Origin of the sequence: Pseudomonas sp. ES3-33 (assembly GCF_000952175.1) — a bacterium.
GTDB lineage: Bacteria > Pseudomonadota > Gammaproteobacteria > Pseudomonadales > Pseudomonadaceae > Aquipseudomonas > Aquipseudomonas gregormendelii.
This window is the reverse complement of record NZ_JZRI01000074.1, coordinates 34410-56983: the sequence shown is the minus strand read 5'-3', so window position 1 is coordinate 56983 and position 22574 is coordinate 34410. Positions and strand designations below refer to the sequence as shown.

General features: G+C 61.8%; 20 protein-coding genes. 5 read left to right on the top strand and 15 right to left on the bottom strand.

Annotated features, from left to right (window positions below):
• Positions 1-98 precede the first annotated feature (98 nt).
• Complete coding sequence (locus UB23_RS13365) at positions 99-611, bottom strand: dihydrofolate reductase (RefSeq protein WP_045059792.1); 513 nt, start codon at positions 609-611, stop codon at positions 99-101.
• Between the two features lie 99 nt (positions 612-710).
• Between UB23_RS13365 and UB23_RS13360 the strand changes: the two genes are divergently transcribed.
• Complete coding sequence (locus tag UB23_RS13360; RefSeq protein ID WP_045059791.1) at positions 711-2081, top strand: DUF2868 domain-containing protein; 1371 nt, start codon at positions 711-713, stop codon at positions 2079-2081.
• Positions 2074-3450, top strand: coding sequence for a GTPase/DUF3482 domain-containing protein (locus tag UB23_RS13355; RefSeq protein WP_045059790.1), 1377 nt, complete (start codon positions 2074-2076; stop codon positions 3448-3450). The genes UB23_RS13360 and UB23_RS13355 overlap by 8 nt, the downstream gene beginning before the upstream one ends.
• A 153-nt stretch (positions 3451-3603) precedes the next feature.
• Here UB23_RS13355 and UB23_RS13350 read toward each other — a convergent pair whose 3' ends face one another.
• The 7 genes from UB23_RS13350 to UB23_RS13320 all read right to left on the bottom strand — a co-directional run bounded on the left by UB23_RS13350 (position 3604) and on the right by UB23_RS13320 (position 12674).
• Entirely contained in the window at positions 3604-4164 is a 561-nt protein-coding gene (locus UB23_RS13350; RefSeq protein ID WP_045059789.1) for a phosphonate degradation HD-domain oxygenase, read from the bottom strand.
• Between the two features lie 2 nt (positions 4165-4166).
• Positions 4167-5297, bottom strand: a complete 1131-nt coding sequence (locus UB23_RS13345) for a TIGR03364 family FAD-dependent oxidoreductase (RefSeq protein ID WP_045059788.1) — start codon at positions 5295-5297, stop codon at positions 4167-4169.
• Between the two features lie 256 nt (positions 5298-5553).
• Positions 5554-6579 (bottom strand): putative 2-aminoethylphosphonate ABC transporter substrate-binding protein, encoded by a 1026-nt coding sequence (locus tag UB23_RS13340; protein ID WP_045059787.1) that lies wholly within the window; start codon positions 6577-6579, stop codon positions 5554-5556.
• Between the two features lie 27 nt (positions 6580-6606).
• Positions 6607-8331, bottom strand: coding sequence for a putative 2-aminoethylphosphonate ABC transporter permease subunit (locus UB23_RS13335; protein WP_045059786.1), 1725 nt, complete (start codon positions 8329-8331; stop codon positions 6607-6609).
• Positions 8331-9407 carry a putative 2-aminoethylphosphonate ABC transporter ATP-binding protein gene (locus tag UB23_RS13330; RefSeq protein WP_045059785.1) on the bottom strand — a complete coding sequence of 359 codons (1077 nt, stop codon included), beginning with the start codon at positions 9405-9407 and terminating at the stop codon, positions 8331-8333. Before UB23_RS13330 ends, UB23_RS13335 begins: the two co-directional genes overlap by 1 nt.
• Positions 9408-9526: 119 nt before the next feature.
• A complete protein-coding gene (locus UB23_RS13325; RefSeq protein ID WP_045059784.1) occupies positions 9527-10390 on the bottom strand; it encodes a LysR family transcriptional regulator in 864 nt (287 codons plus the stop codon).
• 16 nt (positions 10391-10406) lie between these two features.
• Positions 10407-12674 carry a heavy metal translocating P-type ATPase gene (locus UB23_RS13320; protein WP_045059783.1) on the bottom strand — a complete coding sequence of 756 codons (2268 nt, stop codon included), beginning with the start codon at positions 12672-12674 and terminating at the stop codon, positions 10407-10409.
• Between the two features lie 86 nt (positions 12675-12760).
• Between UB23_RS13320 and cadR the strand changes: the two genes are divergently transcribed.
• On the top strand, positions 12761-13210 hold the full coding sequence (cadR, locus tag UB23_RS13315) for a Cd(II)/Pb(II)-responsive transcriptional regulator (protein WP_045059782.1): 450 nt from the start codon (positions 12761-12763) through the stop codon (positions 13208-13210).
• A 118-nt stretch (positions 13211-13328) separates the two neighbouring features.
• Here the strand turns inward: cadR and UB23_RS13310 are convergent, their stop codons facing one another.
• The 3 genes from UB23_RS13310 to UB23_RS13300 form a co-directional block, all read right to left on the bottom strand.
• Positions 13329-14300, bottom strand: coding sequence for a thymidylate synthase (locus UB23_RS13310; protein WP_045059781.1), 972 nt, complete (start codon positions 14298-14300; stop codon positions 13329-13331).
• 48 nt (positions 14301-14348) lie between these two features.
• Positions 14349-15155, bottom strand: a complete 807-nt coding sequence (gene lgt, locus UB23_RS13305) for a prolipoprotein diacylglyceryl transferase (protein ID WP_045059780.1) — start codon at positions 15153-15155, stop codon at positions 14349-14351.
• 83 nt (positions 15156-15238) lie between these two features.
• Positions 15239-16021, bottom strand: a complete 783-nt coding sequence (locus UB23_RS13300) for a sulfite exporter TauE/SafE family protein (RefSeq protein WP_045059779.1) — start codon at positions 16019-16021, stop codon at positions 15239-15241.
• Between the two features lie 132 nt (positions 16022-16153).
• Between UB23_RS13300 and UB23_RS13295 the strand changes: the two genes are divergently transcribed.
• Positions 16154-16900, top strand: coding sequence for an NRDE family protein (locus UB23_RS13295; RefSeq protein ID WP_045059778.1), 747 nt, complete (start codon positions 16154-16156; stop codon positions 16898-16900).
• Positions 16901-16959: 59 nt separating this feature from the next.
• Here UB23_RS13295 and ptsP read toward each other — a convergent pair whose 3' ends face one another.
• Together ptsP and UB23_RS13285 are read right to left on the bottom strand one after the other, a co-directional pair.
• Positions 16960-19239 carry a phosphoenolpyruvate--protein phosphotransferase gene (gene ptsP, locus UB23_RS13290; protein WP_045059777.1) on the bottom strand — a complete coding sequence of 760 codons (2280 nt, stop codon included), beginning with the start codon at positions 19237-19239 and terminating at the stop codon, positions 16960-16962.
• Positions 19240-19261: 22 nt separating this feature from the next.
• Positions 19262-19741: an RNA pyrophosphohydrolase gene (locus tag UB23_RS13285; RefSeq protein WP_007945562.1), complete on the bottom strand. Its 480-nt coding sequence runs from the start codon at positions 19739-19741 to the stop codon at positions 19262-19264.
• A gap of 143 nt (positions 19742-19884) precedes the next feature.
• Here UB23_RS13285 and UB23_RS13280 point away from each other — a divergent pair, with 143 nt between their 5' ends.
• Positions 19885-20541, top strand: coding sequence for an HAD family hydrolase (locus UB23_RS13280; RefSeq protein WP_045059776.1), 657 nt, complete (start codon positions 19885-19887; stop codon positions 20539-20541).
• A 52-nt stretch (positions 20542-20593) separates the two neighbouring features.
• Here the strand turns inward: UB23_RS13280 and UB23_RS13275 are convergent, their stop codons facing one another.
• Both UB23_RS13275 and ilvA read right to left on the bottom strand, forming a co-directional pair.
• A complete protein-coding gene (locus tag UB23_RS13275) occupies positions 20594-21019 on the bottom strand; it encodes a DUF2269 domain-containing protein (protein ID WP_045059775.1) in 426 nt (141 codons plus the stop codon).
• Positions 21020-21058: 39 nt separating this feature from the next.
• Positions 21059-22573: a threonine ammonia-lyase, biosynthetic gene (gene ilvA / locus UB23_RS13270; protein ID WP_045059774.1), complete on the bottom strand. Its 1515-nt coding sequence runs from the start codon at positions 22571-22573 to the stop codon at positions 21059-21061.
• Position 22574: the final 1 nt, after the last annotated feature.

Sequence of the window (22574 nt, the reverse complement as noted above, 5' to 3'; positions counted from 1 at the left end):
CATCGCCAGCAGGCTGGCTCCCACAGGGATTTTGGGTGTTCACACAATCTGTGTTTCACCTCAAACCCACTGTGGGAGCCAGCCTGCTGGCGATGTTTTTAGGCCTTTTCCCAAACTTCAAAGTTGTACGCTGGTTTGTCGCCTTCAGCTGGATTCGAGGTGTTGGACACCAATGTCCACTGCATCAAATCAAACTCCGGAAACCAGGCATCCCCCTCGGGGCTCAGCGCCACACGGGTCAGGTACAGGCGATCCGCCTGCGCCATGCCTTGCGCATACAGCTGCGCCCCGCCAATCAACATCACCTCATCGACACCCTGCTGGTTCGCCCATTCCTGCGCCCGAACCACTGCGGACTCCAGCGACGGATAAACCTCGGCGCCGTCCAGCTGCAGACCGGCCTGGCGACTGACGACGATATTCAATCGTCCCGGCAGCGGGCGACCCAGGGAATCCCAGGTCTTGCGACCCATGATGATCGGCTTGCCCAGGGTGGTGGCCTTGAAGTACTTGAAGTCCCCCGGCAAGTGCCAGGGCATGCTGTTGTCGATGCCGATCACACGGTTTTCACCGAGGGCTGCGATCAGGCTGAGGGGGAGTGATTTAGTCATGTCGGCGAGGATACCAGAGCCTCAACTTCTCGCAACGCAGGCCCCCGACAAGCGCTACAGCGGTTATGCTCACGGCTCAATTAAGCGACGGGATGCCGCGTGACTGAACTGACTAACCTCTGGCTGACTGAAACCATCCGCCTGCGCGAAGAACATGCCGGGGCCCTGGACGATATTGAAGCCAATCGAATAGCCCGCAGCGAAGGCGGCGACCTGCCGACACGGATTCAACGCCGGGCCCTTTGGCTGGCGGAGCGCGACGGGCTGAGCAGCGCCCTCAGCCATTGGCTGCAAGGTGCGCGACTGGCGCTGATTGTCCTGGCGGCACTGGCAGTGATCAGCGGCGCCGGCCTGGCGTTTGCCGCGCTGAGCGACGGGAAGTTGCCGGTCAATGTGTTCTGGGCCTTGGGCAGCCTGCTCGGGCTCAATCTGATTTTGCTGCTGAGCTGGGCCCTGGGCCTGATGTTCGCCGGCGAACACGGCGCCAGTCTCGGTCGTTTGTGGCTGTGGCTCAGCGAAAAACTCGCCCGGGACGCCAAGGCCGCGCAACTGCCGCCCGCGCTGCTGCTGTTGCTGCAACGACACAAGCTCAATCGCTGGGCGATCGGCTTGCTGGTCAACCTCCTCTGGTTGCTGGCGATGCTTAGCGCACTGGTGATGCTGCTGACCCTGATGGCCACCCGGCGTTACGGCTTCGTCTGGGAGACCACCCTGCTTGGCGCCGACACCTTCGTCGCCATGACTCAAACCCTGGGTGCCCTGCCTGCCTTGCTTGGCTTCAACATACCCACGGTCGAGATGATCCGCGCCAGTGGCGATGCGGCGCTGAACATCGAAAGCGCCCGGCAAGCCTGGGCCACCTGGCTGGTGGGCGTGCTGGTGGTCTACGGGGTCGTTCCCCGCCTGCTCCTGGCGTTGTTCTGCCTATGGCGCTGGAAAACCGGCCAGGCAAAATTGCATCTGGACCTCAACCTGGCCGGCTATGCGCAACTTCGCGAAAGGCTGATGCCCAGCAGCGAACGACTGGGCATCAGCGATGCTGCGCCCGAGCGGTTGCATCGGGTGCAAAGCAGCACCAGCGACTTGCAAAGCGAGGGCGCGCTACTGGTCGCTATCGAGCTGGACGATCAACGCCCGTGGCCGCCGCAGTTGCCGAAGAATGTCAGCAACGCGGGGATTCTCGACAGTCGTGAATCGCGCCACAAACTGCTCGAACAGCTCAGTCGGTTTCCCCCCGCGCGCCTGGCCATCGCCTGCGATCCACGCCGCTCGCCGGATCGCGGCAGCCTGGCGCTCATCGCCGAACTGGCTCGCAACGCCAGCGCCACACGTGTCTGGCTGCTGCAGGCCCCACCCGGCGAGGCCCTGGATGCCGAGCGCCTGGGCGATTGGCATGTGGCGCTGCAACAGCTGGAACTGCCGTTCGCCGACAGCGCGCCATTGAACTGGCTGGAGAACGGTCATGACTGATTCGCGAAAAAACCCGCTGAAACTCGCGGTGGTGGGTCACACCAACGTTGGCAAAACCTCGTTGCTGCGAACCCTGACCCGGGATGTCGGATTCGGCGAAGTGTCTCATCGGCCCAGCACCACCCGCCATGTCGAAGGTGCGCGCCTGTCGGTGGACGGCGAGCCGTTGCTTGACCTGTTCGACACTCCGGGCCTGGAAGATGCCATCGCCCTGCTCGATTATCTCGAGCGCCTGGAGCGCCCCGGCGAGCGCCTCGACGGCCCGGCACGCCTGGCCCGATTCCTTGAGGGCAGCGAGGCCCGGCAGCGTTTCGAGCAGGAAGCCAAGGTACTGCGCCAGTTGCTCACCTGTGATGCCGGCCTTTATGTCATCGATGCCCGCGAACCGGTGTTATCCAAATACCGCGACGAGCTCGAAGTGCTGGCCAGTTGCGGCAAACCCCTGCTGCCGGTGCTGAACTTCGTCAGCAGCGCCAACCATCGTGAACCGGATTGGCGTGAAGCATTGGCGCGGCTGGGTCTGCATGCCCTGGTACGCTTCGACAGCGTCGCCCCGCCGGAAGATGGCGAACGTCGACTGTATGAAAGCCTGGCACTGCTGCTGGAGAACGCCCGGCCGCAGCTGGAACGCCTGATCGCCGATCAGCAAGCCCAGCGCCTGGCCCGCCAGCATAGCGCCGCGCGGTTGATAGCCGAATTGTTGATCGACTGCGCCGCGTGTCGACGCAGCGTCGCCGCCGAGGCCGAGCAGGAACAGCAGGCGATCAGCGAACTGCGCAAGGCCGTGCGCCAGCGGGAACAGCGGTGCGTCGAAGCCTTGCTCAAACTCTACGCTTTCCGCCCGCAAGATGCCGCCGCCAGCGACTTGCCGTTGCTTGATGGCCGCTGGGGCGATGACCTGTTCAATCCCGAAACCCTCAAGCAACTGGGCGTTCGGGTCGGCGGTGGCATCGCCGCCGGCGCAGCCGCCGGTGCCGGTGTGGATTTGCTGGTCGGTGGTCTGACGCTGGGCGCCGCGGCACTGGCAGGCGCCATTGCCGGCGGCGCCCTGCAAACCGCGCGCAGCTACGGCAGCCGCCTGCTGGGCAAGATCAAGGGCCAGCGAGAACTGACTGTCGACGACAGCGTGCTGCGGCTGTTGGCATTACGCCAGCGCCAACTGCTGCTGGCCCTGAATGCCCGCGGGCATGCAGCGCTGGAGAGCATCCAGGTCGCCACGCCACAGGACAAGACCTGGCGCGAAGGCAAGTTGCCGGAAGCACTGAACAAGGCCCGGGCCTATCCCCAGTGGTCGTCGCTCAACCCCCATGCGAAGTTGAATCAGGCGGAGCGGCAGGAGCAGATAGAGGTGCTGGCGCAGCAGCTTTAGACCTCTGGTTACTGTACAGCCCCTTTCGCGAGCAAGCCCGCTCCCACAGTGGATCGGTGTTGGACACACACTATGTGACCAACCCTGAACCAGGTGGGAGCGGGCTTGCTCAGGGCGGCGGTGCGACGAAGAAAGCAACGCGGTCCGTCTGCCCTAGATCACCAATAGCCGCAACGCCTTGGCCTTCAACACCCCCAGATCAATCACCGGAACATCCATCTCCTTGGCTAACTCATCCCACTGCCGCATGCGCAGGCTCACGGCGCACAAGGGATCACGCTCGAATGCCTCAGCTTCCTCAATGGACATCACCCCACCCTGATGCACCAGGGTCCGGCGACTGGCTTCACTCAATCGCTCGTAGTACCCAGGCTCCCTGAGGGTCAGATAACGCTTGGCCTGAACGTGATACTCGACCAGCCGCGCCAGGCGCTCGCTGAAACCTGCGCGCCGCAGAAAATCGGCACCCAACTGCTCATGGCTGACCACGCCAAATCCGCCCATGTTCCTGGCGTCATCGGCAGCGCAGATATGCCCGATGTCGTGGAAGAACGCCGCCAGCACCACCTCATCGTCAAAACCTTCGGCCATGGCCAGTTCGGCGGCCTGTGACATATGCTCGATCTGCGACACCGGCTCGCCGATGTAGTCGCTGGCGCCGTAACGCTCGTACAGGGCGAAAACCTCGCCAATCACTTGCTCATTGCGCTCCATGATTATTCCCCCAGCAAGATCGCCACGTTGCGCTCAGCCATGGCCGGCCCGACGCTCATGCCGACCCCGCTGTGCATCAGCGCTGCACTCAGCCCGCCGGCAGGACGCAGGAACGAAAAGGGCGCCGGACCCCGTGAACCGTAGACGCCCTGCCAGCGCTCCACCACTTTGATCTTGCAGCCAAGCGTCTGCTCGGCCAGTTCGATCATGTAGTCATCCACCTGCTCGGCATTGAAGGGTGAGGCATCGTTGCCGTAATGGTGCGAGTCGCCAATGATCAATTCGCCGTAAGGCGTCGGGCTAATCAGCAGGTGAATGCCGTTTTCGTGCAAGTAGGGTGTTTCTCGCACAATCTGCGCCTGCACTGCCGCAGCTTCGGGCAGATCGGCAAAAGCACCGTAGTGCACGCAGCTCAGGCCGGTGAGCAGCGCATGTTGCAGGTTGAGGTTGACCTGCGGCCGCGCCCGCAGCATTTGCAGGCGACAGACTTGCGGGTTGAGCTCGGCGATGGGGCCGGCCAGCAGGGTCTGATAATCATGACCGGAGCAAACGATGATCTGCCCGGCACTGAATACCCCCGCAGTGCTGTGCACGCGGCCCGGTTCAATGTCGCGCACCAGCGTCGAAAAATGAAACTCGACGCCCAGCTCGCGGCGCAGGTAGTCGATCAATGCCGGGATCGCTTCCCGGGAATACAGTTGCTGATCCTCCAGGCCATGCAGCGCGGCCCGGTGATGGCGGAATTGACCGCCGTACAAATCGCGTAGCGCTGAGCCGCGCAGCAGGTCGACGCGGTAATCGTGTTCCACCGCGCGGCCGGCGCAAAAGGCTTCGAGCAAACCTTCTTCGGCTTCCGTGCGGGCGAACAGGTACGAGCCATTGCGCTTGAGCTGCAGCCCGGCAAGTTGCGCCCATTGGCCCCAGATATCACGGCTGGCCTTGGCCAGTTCGAGCATCGGGCCGGGTGGCTGGCCGGTGACCAGGGCCTGGCCGAAGTTGCGCACCGAGGCGCCCAGGGGTGTTTCGCTGCGTTCGAAAACGCTGACCTTGAGCCCGCGCCTGGCGGCGGCGTAGGCATGGGACAGACCCAGGATGCCGGCGCCGACGATCAGTATGTCGCTGTGTTGTGTCATGGGTTTTGTCCTGAATTCGAAGCCGCCTTCGCGGGCAAGCCCGCTCCCACAGGTTTATTGGTGTTCACAACATCTGTGTTCACTACAAATCCCTATTGGAGCTGGCTTGCCAGGCCCCACAGGCTCTGTGGTGTTCACAGCATCTTTGTTCACTGCAGCTCCCACAGGGTTTGTAGTGAACGCCAAATTCGCGAACACCTCGAAACCTGTGGGAGCGGGCTTGCCCGCGAAGTGGCCCTGTCAGCCGATAAAGATCCTACTTGGCAGCCACTTTCTCGGACTTGCCGTCATAGCGCTTGCGCCACTCGGTCAGGATTTCGTCGCGATTCTTCGACGCCCAGGCAAAGTCGTTCTTGATCAAGCGCTGCTCGTAATCCGCCGGCAGCTCGGTCTGTGGCTTGGCGATTCCCGGCTGAGCCAGCACCGCAAAATTCTCTTTATACAGCTCCATCGCCGCCGGACTGGCAGAGAAATCAGCCAGCTTCTTCGCCGCTTCTTCGTGCTGCGAGCCCTTGATCAGCGCGGTGGCTTCGATCTCCCAGCCAAGGCCTTCCTTCGGCAGGATGATGTCGAGCGGAGCGCCCTGGCGCTTGAGTTGAACGGCCGGGTATTCAAAGGAAATGCCGATCGGGAATTCGCCGGAGGCGGCGAGCTTGCAAGGCTTGGAGCCGGAGTGGACGTATTGCCCGATGTTCTGGTGCAGGTCGTCCATGTACTGCCAGCCCTGCTTCTCGCCGAAGGTTTGCAGCCAGGCGCTGACGTCGAGGAAACCAGTGCCGGACGACGCCGGGTTAGGCATCACGATTTTGCCTTTGTACTCAGGCTTGGTCAGGTCCTGCCAGCTTACCGGCTTGGTCAGCCCCTGTTTCTCGGCCTCGACGGTGTTGAAGCAGATGGTCGCGGCCCAGACATCCATGCCGACCCAGGCGGGTGGATTGGCGGCGTCACGGTAGTTGCCACCGATCTTGTCCAGGTCCTTGGGTGCATAGCTCTGCAGCATGCCTTGCTGGTCGAGAATCGCCAGGCTCGATGCCGCCAGGCCCCACACGGCATCAGCCTGCGGGCGGGCTTTCTCAGCCAGCAGCTTGGCGGTGATGATGCCTGTAGAGTCGCGAACCCACTTGATCCCGATGTCCGGGTTGGCTTTCTCAAATGCCTCTTTGTAAGTCTTGAGCTGTTCCGCTTCGAGCGCGGTGTACACCGTCAACTCGGTTTTCGCCGCAAAGGCGTTCAGGCTGAAAGCGGTGAGGACAGCAGCGGCCAGGGCCATAGGCTTGAACATGATGCAGCTCCTTTTATGGGGACAGATCTATTTTCCGGGCACGGTCTGCCGCCAGGCCTGGGAGCGACGCAGCAAACCGCGCGAGGCCCAGGCCAGCAGCAGGGACACGCCCGCCGAGGTGAACAGAATCAGGGTCGACATCGCGGCCGCACCGCCAACGTTGCCGGCGTCATCCATGTTCAGCACCGCCACCGCCGCGAGGATGGTGTCGGGGCTGTACAGGAAGATCGCGGCCGAGACGGTGGTCATCGCCGAGACGAACAGGTAGCGCACGATGTCCAGCAGCGCGGGCAGGCAGATCGGCACGGTGACACGCAGGTAGTGCCGATACAGCGGTGCCTTGAGCGACAACGCAGCGGCTTCGAACTCGCCATCGAGTTGGCGCAGCGCTGTGGTGGCGGTCATCTGGGCGGTGGTCAAATAATGAGCAATCGTGCACACCACCAGCAGCGTCATGGACCCGTACAGCACATGCAGCGGGTTGCCAGTGAGATTGAAGAAGAAGACATAACCCAGGCCGAGCACCAGGCCGGGCACCGCCATCGGCACAAAGCTGAGCATGCGCAAGGTCAGGTTCAGGCCGCGCTGGCCCTTGGTTTTTTCCATCAGGTAGGCGCCGGTGAAGATCAGCACGCTGCCGATCAGCGCTGTGCACACGGCCATCTTCACGCTGTTGCCGTAGGCCAGCCAGCCACCACCTGCCGTGTCGTTGAACTGGTAGTGATTGAGCGACAGCGACAGGTTGTACGGCCAGAATTTCACCAGCGACGAGAACACCGCCATGCCAAATACCAGCAACAGCACCGCGCAGATCAGCATCACGATCGCCAGGTAACACCTGTCTCGCAGGGGCGATGGCAGCGGTTTGAACACTTGCGCCCTACCGCTCATGGAGTCGCCGTGACGGCGACGCAACCAGGCGTCGACACCGAAGCTGAGCAGTGCCGGCAGCAGCAGGACCATGCCGATCAGAGCGCCACGGCCGAACTGTTGCTGGCCGACCACCGCCTTATAAGCTTCCAGTGCCAGCACTTGATAATCGCCGCCGACCACCACGGGCACGCCAAAGTCGGTAATGGTCAGGGTGAACACCAGGCAGAACGCCGCGAACACGGCCTGACGCGTCGCCGGCCAGGTGATGCTGCGAAAAGCTTTCGCCGGACTGGCGCCCATGCTGGAAGCCGCGTCGAACAGGCGCGCATCTGCCAATGACAGCGCTGACAGCAGGATCATCAAGGCATGCGGGAAGGTGTAGATGACCTCGCCCAGAACAATGCCCCAGAAACCGTAGATGTTGTCCGAGAGCAGGCCGCGCAACATGCCCTGGTTGCCGAACAGATAGACCAGGGCGATTCCCGGCAGCATTGAGGGCGCCATCAGCGGCAACAGGGAAATACCGCGCCAGACGCCTTTGCCTGGAATCAGCGTTCGTTGCAGCGCGTAGGCAAAGAGGTAGGCCAGCGGGACGACAATAGCCGCTACGCTGAGGGAAACTTTCAAGCTGTTGCCCAACAGCCAGTGGAAGTTCGCACTGGTTACCAACTCACGGGCGGCGACCAGGCCACCGCCCTGCCCGGCCTCGGCGCTGAACCCGCGCCAGAAGATCGCCAGCAACGGCAGCAATACCGCGACGCCGAGCAATACCAGCAAAACCATTTTGCCGCCGACCACGAACAGCCGATCGCCGATTTCGGCCCGGGAAGTCTGCCGCACCTGCTTGCGCGGCATCGACAGGGCGATGTTCGCGCTCATCAGGCGAATACCTGCAGGCTGCGCGGTGGCAAAGCCACCATGATCTGCTGCGCGCCAAGACGCGGCATGGCTTCAGGCGCCAGCTCGGCGAGCAGCGCATGGCCAGGCAATTGGTCGAGTTCGAAACTCATGCGGCAGCGGTTGCCGAGGAAAGTGATCTCGCGAACCTTGGCCGGGAACAGGTTTTCCTCATGCACCGTCGGGTTGACGCAGATGGCTTCAGGTCGGCAGAACAAGCGCCCCGATGCGGTTTTCGCGCCCCCCTCCGCCAGGCGCATGTTCATCCCGCCCACCTGGGCATGGCTGCCATTGCTGCGGCTGAACGGCAGCCAGTTGCCTTGGCCGACGAACTCGGCGACAAAGGGAGTCGCCGGACGGTCGTAGATTTCCTGCGCGGTAGCGTACTGCTCGACCTTGCCGTTGTTCATCACGGCGATGCGGTCGGCCATCAGCATGGCCTCGTCCTGGTTGTGCGTGACCATCAGGGTGGTAATGCCCAGGTTGCGCTGCAGCTGGCGCAGCTCGGTGCACAGATGCTCGCGAACCCGAGCGTCGAGGGCCGACATCGGCTCATCGAGCAGCAACAGCGACGGTGCCGGCGCCAATGCCCGCGCCAGGGCGACGCGTTGCTGCTGGCCGCCGGACAGTTGCCCGGGGTACTTTTTTTCACTGCCGATCAGGCCCACCAACTCCAGCATCTGCCCCACACGCTTACGCACTTCATCGCGACCACTGCCGGCTAGGCCATAGGCGATGTTTGCCTCGACGGTGAGATTGGGGAACAAGGCGTAGGACTGGAACAGAATGCCGTAGTCCCTGGCCTGGGGCGCCAGGTGGGAAACGTCGCGATCGCCCAGGTACAGCTCGCCGCTGTCCTGTTTCTCCAGGCCGGCGATGCAGCGTAGCAAAGTAGTCTTGCCGCAGCCCGACGGACCGAGCAGGCAAACCAGCTCGCCGGCTGCCACGTCGAGGGAAACGTTATCCAGCGCAGTGAACGCGCCAAAGCGTTTCTGCACGCCGCGCACTTTCATCGGGGCGCCGGGGTTGGTCAGGGCAGTTGCGATCGAGTGGTTCATGGACAGACCTCATAAAGCAGATGAGAGCCATCCTAGGGATGTAATGCGTACGTGATGTGGCAGTGAGGCAAAAACGGCTGATAGTGGTATTCAGGGATTTGGGTTGAAGTCAAAAGATCTCAGGCCGGCGCCATCTCTTGCGCCAACCCGAGAAACGCCGCAGGCAACCGCGCGCCCTTGCGCTCCTTGAGGCAGTACAGGTATTCAGGGATCTGCGGCGCATTCTCGATGGTCAACACCCGCAGTTGCGGATCATGCGGCACTTCCTGGCGGGCAATGATGCTGATACCGATATTGCGCAGCACTGCCTCGCGGATCGACTCCCGACTGCCAATTTCCAGCAGCGGTCCGAAACCCACGCCGGCACTGGCCAGCAGCTCTTCAGTCAAGCGCCGGGTGGTGGAGCCGGATTCGCGCATCAACAGGGTATGCCCGGCCAACGCGCTGAGCGGCACATGATCATGCACCGCCAGCGGATGATTGCGATGCACCGCCAGTACCAGTGGATCGGTACCCAGCACTCGACGGATCAATCGCGCATCATCCAGCAACTGCGAGGAAGCAGCGACGTCGACGCGGTACTCCTCCAGCGCCTCCAGCACCTGCTGCGAGTTGCCGATTTCCACCGACACCTCCACCTGGGGCAGGCGCTCGCGAAAGGTCTTCACCAGGTCGAGAATGTAATAAGGCGCAGTAGCCGCGATGCGCAAAGTACCTTGAACCTGACCACTGTTGCGCAGGAAGAACTCGATGTCCGCCTCCTGCTGCATCAATGCCTTGACCATGGGCAGCAGTCGCGCCCCTTCATCGCTGACAGTGAGGCGGCGGCCACCGCGATAGAACAGTTCAACCGAGTACTGGCTTTCCAGATTGCGAATCTGGGTGGTCACCGTAGGCTGGCTCAGCCCGAGCTTTTTCGCCGCCTGGGTGATGCTGCCCAGGCGGGCCACCATATAAAACGCCTTCAGCTCCGCACTCAGCACACCCGATCCTCATCGCTTACTTGCGCAACAAACGCAAACCATTGAACACCACCAACAGGCTCACGCCCATGTCGGCGAACACCGCCATCCACATGGTGGCGACCCCGGCGAAGGTTACCCCAAGAAAGATCGCCTTGATTACCAATGCAAGGGCAATGTTCTGCTTGAGGATGCTCGACGTTTGCCGCGACAGGCGGATAAACGCGGGGATCTTGCGCAGATCGTCGTCCATCAGGGCGACATCGGCGGTCTCGATGGCGGTATCGGTACCAGCAGCCGCCATTGCGAAACCGATCTCTGCCCGAGCCAGTGCCGGCGCATCGTTGATGCCATCGCCGACCATGCCGACGTGATGGCCCTGTGCATAAAGTGCTTCGATGGCTTGCAGCTTGTCGGTTGGCAGCAGGTCGCCCTTGGCTTCGTCGATACCCACTTGCGCGGCAATCGCCTGAGCGGTGTGGACGTTGTCGCCGGTAAGCATCAGGGTTTTGATGCCCAGTTCGTGCAGTTGCCGGATCGCCTCGCGGCTGGACTCCTTGACCGTATCGGCCACGGCGAATAGCGCCAGCGGGCCGGACTTGTCGAGCAACAAGACCACCGATTTACCCTGTTTTTCCAGTGCAAACAGCTTCTCTTCCAGTTCCGGCGAGCAAAGATTCAGCTCTTCTACCAGCCGATGGTTGCCCAAATGGTAGACCTGACCGTTGATTTCACCGCGCACACCGCGACCAGCCAGCGCTTCAAAGTTATCCACAACCAGCGGCGCGAATTGTTTATCCACAGCCGCATTGGCGATGGCCAACGACACCGGGTGATCCGAGCGACCGGCCAGCGCCGCCGCAATCGCTGGGGCGGTTGCGTCAGTGGTTGGGTCAAGCGACAAATAATCGGTCTGCACCGGTTTGCCATGGGTGATGGTGCCGGTCTTGTCCAACGCCAGGTAATCCAGCTTGTAGCCGCCCTCCAGATAAACCCCGCCCTTCACCAGGATGCCTTTGCGCGCCGCCGCCGCGAGGCCGCTGACGATGGTCACCGGGGTGGAAATCACCAACGCGCATGGGCAAGCGACCACCAGCAAGACCAACGCCCGGTAGATCCAGTCGAACCAGGCGCCGCCCATGAATAGCGGCGCAATCACGGCAACGGCCAAGGCCAGCAGGAACACTGCCGGGGTATAGATTTTGGAGAACTGATCGACGAAACGCTGGGTCGGCGCCCGTGCGCCCTGCGCCTGTTCCACGGCGTGGATGATCCGCGCCAGCGTAGAGTTATTGGCCGCAGCAGTGACGGCATATTCCAGGGACCCTGCCTGGTTGATGGTCCCGGCGAACACCTTATCGCCCACGGTCTTCTCGATCGGCAGGCTTTCGCCCGTGATCGGCGCCTGATCGATGGTGGAACTGCCCGACACGACTTCGCCGTCCAGACCAATCCGCTCGCCGGGACGCACCCGCACTCGCGCGCCGAGCTCGATGGTTTTGACGTCTTGCTCAACCCAGCGGCCGTCGGCTTGCTGCACCGTGGCCTGTTCCGGGGTCATCTGCATCAGGCCGCCAATGGCGTTGCGCGCTCGATCCAGCGACTTGGCTTCGATCAACTCGGCCACAGTGAACAGGAACATCACCATCGCCGCTTCCGGCCACTGGCCAATCAGGACCGCGCCGGTGACCGCGATGCTCATCAACGCGTTGATGTTCAGGTTGAGGTTCTTGAGCGCAATCCAGCCTTTTTTGTACGTAGTGAGGCCACCACTGAGGATCGAAACCAGCGCGATGATCGCCACCACCCAGTCCGGCGCGGCGTTGGTGAAGTGGATCACTTCTGCAGTCAGTGCACCCACACCCGACAGCGCCAGAGGCCACCAATGCTTTTTCTCGGGAATCGGCGCAGGCGTTTCGGCGCCCTGCTCCATCGGCTCGGCCACCATGCCCAGCGACTTGATCGCCTCGATGATCGGCGCCGTACTGGGCAGGTCATGGGTCACGCCCAGGACCCGATTGATCAGGTTGAATTCGAGTTGCTGCACACCTGCCAGTTTACCGAGCTTGTTCTGGATCAGCGTCTGCTCGGTCGGGCAGTCCATGGCATCGATGCGGAAACTGCTCAGGCGCGCGCCGTCGGTCGGCGTTTCGCTCAGCTTGATCAGCGACGGCGCAGCGGCTTTGGAAGCACAGCACGAGTCGCCATGGCTGCCATGGTCATGCTGTTGTACAGGCTGAAGCTTGGGGGCGTGATCATGATCGTGATCCGCGCCGGGTTTGTGGATGTGCTGGGAGTCGCTCATTGGTTTGCGTCCATGTAGGTGCCTGTTGCCAAGTAAAGACCCTGTAGCCACTATAGGGTCAAGCACCCATTTGGAGATTTGCAGCCATGAAGATCGGAGAGCTGGCCAAACTGACCGACTGCGCCGTGGAGACCATCCGCTATTACGAGCGTGAGAACCTGCTGCCAGAGCCCGCGCGCAGTGACGGCAACTACCGCGTATACACCCAGGCCCACGTCGAACGCCTGACGTTTATCCGCAACTGCCGCACCCTCGACATGACCCTGGAAGAGATCCGCAGCCTGCTGGCATTGCGCGACAGTCCGCAGGATCAGTGTGAAAGCGTGAATGCGCTGGTGGATGAGCACATCCATCACGTCAGGGCCCGGATCGAGGGCTTGCTGGCATTGCAGGCACAGCTTCTCGACCTGCGCCAACGTTGCGGCGAGGGGCCAGGGAGCGAGCATTGCGGGATTTTGCAGCGGCTGGAGGTGAGTGGCGGGGTTGTCGCGACGGAAGTCGAGCCCTCCCATGTTGGCCGCAGCCACGGCCACTAAAAGCACCACCCATCCCCTGTAGGAGCTGCCGAAGGCTGCGATCTTTTGATCTTGCTGTGAATCAAGATCAAAAGATCGCAGCCTTCGGCAGCTCCTACGCGGAGAGATAACGGAGGCGTTAGACCGCCATCGGCGCGGTCATTGGCGCGTGGTGCTGATAGCCTTCCAGCGAGAAATCGCCAGGCTCGATCAGCTCCAGCCACTCAGGCTGATAAACACCGGTCTTGGCAAACTCCGGCACCCGGTCGCTGATCACCAGTTTGGGCATAGGGAACGGCTCACGCGTGAGCTGCTCGTTGAGCATGTCCAGATGGTTCTCGTACACGTGGGCATCACCGATGAAGTAGGTGAACCAGCGCGGTGTATAGCCGGTCAGGCGGCCGATCAGGCTCAGCAGCGCGGCGCCTTCGGTGAGGTTGAACGGCGTGCCCAGGCCCAGGTCATTGGAGCGGATGAAGAGGGTCAGGGAAATCTCCCTGGTCTCGACATTCGGGTGGAACTGGTACAGCAGGTGGCACGGCGGCAGGGCCATTTCATCGAGCTGCGCGACGTTCCAGCCGTGGAACAGGATGCGCCGGCTACCTGGGTCCTTGATGATGGTGTCGATACACTGGCGGATCTGGTCGATCGCCTTGTACAGCACCACATAAGCCTCGCCGTCTTCTTCGCCCGCGGCGATCTGCCGATATCCCTGGCTCAGGGTCTGCTCGATCGCCGCCTGGTTGCTGACCGGGATCTGCTTGTATGCCGGCCATTTGCGCCACTGCACACCGTAGATCTCGCCGAGATCGTCTTCACCCTGGCGGAACGGGTTGGCCAGCCATTGCGCATTTTCGTTGGCGTTCTGGTCCCAGACCTTGCAGCCCAGGGCGCGGAATTCGGCGGCGTTGTTCACCCCTCGCAAGAATCCGCACATCTCGCCAATGGCCGATTTGAAGGCCATTTTGCGAGTGGTGATTGCCGGAAAACCTTCTTGCAGGTCATAACGCAGCATCGCACCGGGAAAACTGATGGTGTTCACGCCGGTACGGTTGGCCTGCTTGGTGCCGTTCTTGATGACGTGGGCGACCAGTTCGAGATATTGCTTCATGAGTTACCTGTGTCCTTGAGCCCGGGGCCCGAGCCCCGGGTTCGAATTTTATACTGCCGCTGCCGGAGTAGCCGGGGCGCGGTGATACGCCAGCCAGATCAGGAACAACCCGCCAACGATCATCGGTACGCACAGCACCTGACCCATGGTCAGCCAGTTCCAGGCCAGATAGCCCAGTTGCGCGTCCGGTACGCGGACGAATTCAACGATGAAGCGGAAGATGCCGTAGAACAGCGCGAACATCCCCGACACCGCCATGGTCGGCCGTGGCTTGCGGGAAAAAATCCACAGGATCGCAAACAGCGCCACGCCTTCCAGTGCGAACTGGTACAGCTGCGACGGGTGACGCGCCAGTTGCGCAGGATCGGTCGGGAACACCATCGCCCACGGCACGTCCGTTGCCTTGCCCCACAGTTCGGCGTTGATGAAGTTGCCGATACGGCCGGCACCCAGGCCGATCGGCACCATCGGTGCGATGAAATCCATCAGCTGGAAAAACGACTTGTTGTTCTTCTTGCCGAACCACAATGCCGCCAGCATCACGCCAATAAAGCCGCCGTGGAACGACATGCCGCCCTTCCACACTTCGAAAATCAGCGTCGGGTTGGCCAGATAGGCATTCAGATCGTAGAACAGCACATAGCCCAGGCGGCCGCCGACGATCACGCCCATCGACATCCAGAACACCATGTCGGAGAGCTTCTCCTTGGTCCAGGTCGGGTCGAAGCGGTTCAGCCGGCGGGACGCCAGCCACCATGCGCCGCCAATGCCGATCAGGTACATCAGGCCGTACCAGTGGATTTTCAGCGGACCGATGGCCAAGGCCACCGGGTCGATCTGCGGGTAAGGCAGCATTGCGACTCCTCGTTAGAGTTGAAACTTTCTAAATTCCCGGGCGACGCTGTCACGCCAGGATTAAGCCAGTATTGCGGAGCGCGTCAAAGCAGGAAGCTGAGCCCGACGCAGAACAGCAAAGCGGCAAACAGTCTTTTCAGCAATTTCGGCGACAGTCGGTGAGCCAGCCGCGCGCCCACCCGGGCGAAGAACATGCTGGTCAGGGCAATGCCCAGCAGCGCCGGTAAATAAATAAAACCGAGACTATGGGCCGGCAACAACGGATCGTGCCAGCCCAGAATCATGAAACTTAAAGCACTGGCCAGCGCAATCGGCAGGCCGCACGCCGATGACGTGGCCACCGCCTGCTGCATTGGCACGCTGCGCCAGGTGAGGAACGGCACGGTCAGCGAGCCACCGCCGATCCCGAAAATCGCCGAGGCCCAACCGATCACGCTGCCGGCCAGGGTCAGACCGACTTTGCCGGGCACCGTTCGGCTGGCCTTGGGCTTGACGTCCAGAGCCAGCTGCACAGCGATGACCAGCGCAAATACGCCAATAATCTTCTGCAGGTTCGGCCCGGAGATCGCTTCGGCCGTCAGCGCACCAAAGCCGGCGCCCATCAGGATACCCACGGTCATCCACGCGAAGATCGGCCAACGCACGGCCCCGCGGCGATGATGCTCGCGAACCGCATTGACCGAGGTAAAAATGATCGTTGCCAGGGATGTACCCACCGCCAGGTGAGTCAGGATCGACGCATCGAAACCCTGCAAAGTGAAACTGAACACCAGTACCGGGACGATAATGATGCCGCCCCCCACCCCGAACAGCCCGGCCAGTACACCCGCACAGGCGCCCAGCGCCAGATAGAGCAGAATTTCCATGGCCATATCCCTAGCATCGTGAAATCAGGAGCGGCATGGTAACGGATGCGGGGGCCAAGGCTCCACTGTGCAGGGCGATGGATCGACGGACGATGACTGCGTACAGTGGAAAAAAATGCATGGGACCCTCTTATGTGCCTGATTGTTTTTGCCTGGCGACCCGGGCATGCCCAGCCGCTGATCGTGGCGGCCAACCGCGACGAGTTCTACGCCCGTCCCAGCCTGCCCCTTGCGCAGTGGTCGCAAGCGCCCCAGGTGTACGCCGGTCGCGACCTGGAAGCCGGCGGCACCTGGCTCGGTATCGGCGCCAATGGCCGCTTCGCCGCGCTGACCAATATTCGCGATCCCCATCAGCCACCAGCGCGCAAATCCCGGGGCGAGCTGGTCGCACGGTTCCTCAGTGGCGACATACCAATTGATGATTATTTAACCGACGTTGTCGGACGTTCGGTTGAATATGCCGGCTTTAACCTATTGGTTGGCAACAATCATGAGCTGTGGCACTTCAACGCCCGGGAGTCGGAGGCGGTGATGCTGCAGCCGGGAGTCTATGGTTTATCCAATGCCGGGCTCGACACGCCCTGGCCCAAGTTGCTCAAGGCCCGCTCGGCACTGGAAAGAGCGCTGGACGATCCACAGCCTGATGTTCTGCTCGCGCTGCTCAACGACCCGCAGACAGCCGACTTTGCCGAGCTGCCGGATACCGGGGTGGGGCTGGCAACCGAGGCGTTGCTGTCGAGTGTGTTCATTGCCAGCCCGACTTACGGGACGCGGGCGAGTACGGCGCTGATTGTGCAGGCGGATGGCACGCGGCATATGGTCGAGCGGAGCTTCGGGCCGTATGGCGGGCATTTGGGGGAAGTGGAAATCAGGGTTTGATTTTGTCTTGCCTGTGCCGGCCTCATCGCGGGCAAGCCCGCGATGAGGCCATCAGTGGTTTAGAGCACCTTGGCAGTCGCCGGATTATTGATCCGCGCCAACCCAAGGTTCTTCAGCGCCAACTGCAACGAGCTGTGGATAACTTGCGGGTTGTCGATGGTCATCAGCTCTGCCAGCAACTCCTTGGCCTTGCTCAGATTGATCTGGCGCAGCATCCATTTCACCTTGGGCAGGTTGGTGGCGTTCATCGACAGGCTGTCGAAACCCATCGCCATCAACAACACCGCCGCCGCAGGATCACCGGCCATCTCGCCGCAGATACTCACCGGCTTACCCTCGGCATGGGCATCACGCACCACGTTCTGCAGCGCTTGAAGCACTGCCGGGTGCAGGTAATCGTAGAGATCGGCCACCCGCGGGTTGTTGCGATCCACCGCCAGCAGGTACTGGGTCAGGTCGTTCGAACCGACCGAAAGGAAATCGACTTGTCGCGCCAGCTCCTTGGTCTGGTACACCGCCGCCGGAATCTCGATCATCACGCCAATCGGGGGCATCGGAACATCCGTGCCCTCGTCGCGCACTTCACCCCAGGCCCGATGGATCAGGTGCAGGGCTTCTTCGAGCTCGTGGGTGCCGGAGATCATCGGCAACAGGATTCGCAGGTTGTTCAGGCCCTCACTGGCCTTGAGCATGGCCCGGGTCTGCACCAGAAAGATTTCCGGGTGGTCGAGGGTGACGCGAATGCCGCGCCATCCCAGGAACGGGTTGTCTTCCTTGATGGGAAAATACGACAGCGACTTGTCACCGCCGATATCCAGGCTGCGCATGGTGACCGGCTGCGGGTGGAACGCGGCGAGCTGCTCGCGATAGATCGCCAGCTGCTCCTTTTCGCTCGGGAAGCGCTGGTTGATCATGAACGGCACTTCGGTGCGATACAGGCCAACGCCCTCGGCGCCACGCTTCTGCGCCCGCGCCACGTCCGCCAGCAGGCCGGTGTTGACCCACAGCGGCATGCGGTGGCCGTCGAGGGTCACGCATGGCAGGTCTCGCAAAGAGTCGAGACCCAGGGCCAGTTGCTTCTCTTCTTCCACCACCTCGGCGAATTGCTTGCGCAGCACGTCACTGGGGTTGGTGTAGACCTCGCCACGATTGCCGTCGACGATCAGCTCGATGCCGTCAACCTTGGCGTATGGCAGGTCAACCAGGCCCATAACCGTCGGGATACCCATGGCCCGAGCCAGGATCGCAACGTGGGAGTTACCCGAGCCGAGCACCGAGACCAGGCCAACCAGCGTGCCTTCCGGAACCTCGCCGAGCATCGCCGGCGTCAGTTCTTCGCTGACCAGAATGGTTTTTTCCGGGTAGACCAGGTTTTGCTGGCGCTCCTCCTGCAAGTAAGCCAGCAGGCGTCGGCCGAGGTCCTTGACGTCCGATGCGCGCTCCCGCAGGTAGGCGTCGTCCATCAGTTCGAAGCGGTTGACGTGATCGGTGACAACCTGGCGCAACGCGCCTTGGGCCCACTGCCCGGTCTTGATCACGGTGGTGACTTCGTTGCCCAGCGCGGCATCGTCGAGCATCATCAGATAGACGTCGAACAACGCGCGCTCTTCCGGGCGCAGCTGGGTCGCAAGCTTGGCCGACAAGGCACGCATGTCGGCACGCACACCTTCGATGGCAGTCTTGAACAGCCCAAGTTCGGCATCGATGTCGGTAATGGTCTTGTCCGGCACCACATCCAGATCCGCTGGCGGCAGCATGACCACCGCCGTACCGACCGCCGCGCCCGGCGAACCGGGAACGCCGACGAACTTCGCCTCCTGGATGCCCTTGCCCTGGCGCCCCAGCCCTCGGATCGAGCCGGTGGCCTCGGCGTGGGCAATAACGCCGGCGAGCTGCGCGCTCATGGTCACGAGGAAAGCTTCTTCACCTTCATCGAACTGGCGGCGTTCTTTCTGTTGAATGACCAGCACGCCGACGACGCGGCGGTGGTGAATGATCGGCGCCCCAAGGAAGGAGGCGTAGCGCTCTTCCCCCGTCTCGGCGAAGTAACGGTAGCGCGGGTGATCCGCAGCGTTTTCCAGGTTCAGGGGTTCTTCACGCGTACCGACCAGGCCCACCAGACCTTCGTTCGGCGCCATGCTGACCTTGCCGATCGAGCGCTTGTTGAGGCCTTCGGTGGCCATCAGGACGAAGCGGTTGGTCTCGGGGTCGAGCAGGTAGACCGAGCAAACCTGGCTGCCCATGGCCTCTTTGACGCGCAACACAATAATCCCCAACGCCGCCTTGAGATCCTTGGCGGAGTTAACTTCCTGGACGATCTTGCGCAGCGTATTGAGCATGGCTCGGGGTCGAACTCCGTCGTCAGTCGCGCGTTAAAAGGCGCGGGGCAAGCTCTTTGAGAGCGCGTCGATACACCTCGCGCTTGAATGTCACCACCTGGCCCAACGGATACCAATAGCTGACCCAGCGCCAGCCATCGAACTCCGGTTTACCGGTCAAATCCATCCGCACCCGCTGCTCGTTGGAGATCAGGCGCAGGAGAAACCACTTCTGTTTCTGGCCGATGCACAGCGGTTGGCTGTGGGTCCTGACCAGACGTTGCGGCAAACGATAGCGCAACCAGCCCCGAGTACAGGCGAGAATTTCAACATCTTCGCGTTCCAGGCCCACTTCTTCGTTCAACTCGCGGTACAAGGCGTCTTCCGGCGTCTCCTGGGGATTGATTCCACCCTGGGGAAACTGCCAGGCATCTTGATTGATACGGCGAGCCCATAGCACCTGTCCGGCATCATTCGTGAGAATGATCCCGACATTGGGGCGGAAACCATCGGGGTCGATCACGGCAACAACCTCGCAAACGCATGTCGTCGCATTGTTCCACAAAGGTTGTGAAGGCAGCAACGAGCCGGCCTACCTTATGTGCACTCTTGTGAAAAGTCCGTATTCTGGACGCCTTTCTACAGACTTTTCAGCGAGTAACTGCAATGCGGCTGGCTTTATTCGACTTGGACAACACACTTCTGGGCGGCGACAGCGACCACGCCTGGGGCGATTACCTGTGCGAGCGCGGGTTCCTCGACGCGGTTGCCTACAAGACACGCAACGACGAGTTCTATCAGGATTACCTGGCCGGCAAGCTCGATAACGCCGCTTACCTGAACTTTTGCCTGGAGGTCCTGGGCCGCACCGAAATGGCCACGCTGGCGCAATGGCACCAGGACTACATGCGCGACTGCATTGAGCCGATCGTGTTACCCAAGGCTATCGAACTGCTGGCCAAGCACCGCGACGCAGGTGACAAGCTGGTGATCATCACCGCGACCAACCGTTTCGTAACCGGGCCGATTGCCGAGCGCCTGGGCGTTGAAACCCTGATTGCTACCGAGTGCGAAATGCTCGACGGCCGCTACACCGGGCGCAGCACCGACGTGCCGTGCTTCCGCGAAGGCAAGGTCACCCGATTGAATCGCTGGCTGCAAGAGACCGGGCATTCGTTGGACGACAGCTATTTCTATAGCGATTCGATGAATGATTTGCCGCTGCTTGAGCAGGTGGCGAATCCGGTGGCGGTTGATCCGGACCCTAACTTGCGGGCTGAGGCCGAGAAGCGCGGTTGGCCGGTGATCACCCTGCGCGACTGAAGATCAAAAGATCGTCCGAAGGCTCGGGCCGCGTTCGGACGATCTTTTCGGGCTAAACCGGCTTAGCGCCCATTAACCCCGCAATCGCGACCAGGCAAACAAAACTGAACAGCGCCAAGGCAAAGGTAAATCTGCCATTACCCCCCGGCGCCTTGCGCAATTTGTTCAGCCGCACCAGCAGCCAGAACCACCCCAACGCCGCCAAGGTATAAAGCACACTGGAGGCCAGCAGCCAGGTCTGCCCCAAGGGCCAGCCCACCAGGTGCACCATCCACCAGCCGGTGAATGGCATGCTCAGCAGGGCCAGGCCCATCAGCAGCCAGACAAACACCCGTGGCCGCTGCAAGGTGCGGCTGCCCGCCGTGGCGTCGCCACCGCGCCGCGTTTGCCACACCCAGATCCCCAGGCCCAGCGCACAACCCAGCAATATCGCGGTCGCCGCAGTGTGGGCCATTTTCAGCGCGGTTAACGTGTCCATTGTTCGATTTCCTTATGGCTTGCCCAACAGCGTAGTCGCTCAGCCCAGAAACAGCAGATAGGCCGGGTTGTCGCTTTCGTCCCAATACGGATAGCCGATTTCTTCCAGCGCCGCAGGCACCAGGTGACGCTCGTCATGCGGTACCTGCAGCCCCGCGACGACTCGGCCGTCCGCAGCGCCGTGGTTGCGATAATGGAACATCGATATGTTCCAGCGCCCGCCCAGCTTGTTGAGGAAGTTGAACAGCGCGCCCGGGCGCTCCGGGAATTCAAACCGCAGAATCACTTCATCGACCACATGCGCGGCACGACCGCCCACCATGTGACGGATGTGCAACTTGGCCAGTTCGTTGTCGGTCAGGTCGAGCACCGGAAAGCCCTGCTCGCCCAGGCTGGCAATCAGCGCGCTGCGCGGATCGGTGTCCGGATGCGTTTGCACCCCGACAAAAATATGCGCTTCGCTGCCGGTGTTGTAGCGGTAGTTGAATTCGGTGATCTGGCGCTTGCCGATGGCTTCGCAGAACGCCTTGAAGCTGCCAGGCTTCTCGGGAATGGTCACGGCGATGATGGCTTCGCGACCCTCGCCCAGCTCGGCTCGCTCGGCGACGTGGCGCAGGCGGTCGAAGTTGACGTTGGCGCCGGAGTCGATGGCCACGAAGGAATGGCCGGTGACACCATGCTGTTCGACGTACTTTTTGATCCCGGCCACGCCCAGCGCGCCGGCGGGCTCGGTGATGGAGCGGGTGTCGTCGTAAATGTCCTTGATTGCCGCACAGATTTCGTCAGTGCTGACGGTGATGACTTCATCGACGTAGTCTTTGCAGATGTCGAATGTGTGCTGGCCGATCTGCGCCACCGCCACACCGTCGGCGAAGATGCCCACGGTCGGCAAGACCACGCGTTCACCGGCAGCCATGGCTGCTTGCAGGCAATTGGAATCGTCCGGCTCGACGCCGATGACCTTGATTTCAGGTCGAAGGTATTTAACGTACGCCGCAATACCGGCGATCAGCCCGCCACCGCCGACCGGGACGAAAATGGCATCCAGGCGCCCCGGGTGCTGGCGCAGGATCTCCATGGCCACCGTGCCCTGCCCGGCGATGGTATGAGGATCGTCGTAGGGATGAATGTAGACGTAGCCTTTTTCGTCGACCAGTTTCAGCGAGTAGGCCAGGGCTTCCGGGAATGAATCCCCGTGCAACACGACTTTGCCGCCGCGCGAGCGTACGCCTTCGACCTTGATTTCCGGGGTGGTCTTGGGCATCACGATGGTCGCTTTCACGCCCAGTACCTTGGCCGCCAGGGCCAGCCCTTGGGCATGGTTGCCGGCAGAAGCGGTGACCACACCGCGCGCCCGCTCTTCCTCGCTCAGTTGGGTGAGCTTGTTGTAGGCGCCGCGGATCTTGAACGAGAACACCGGTTGCAAGTCTTCGCGCTTGAGCCAAATGCTGTTGCCCAGCCGCTCGGAGAGCTGGCGAGCAGTCTGCAATGGGGTTTCTACGGCAACGTCATAAACGCGCGAGGTGAGGATCTTCTTGACGTACTGTTCGAGCATC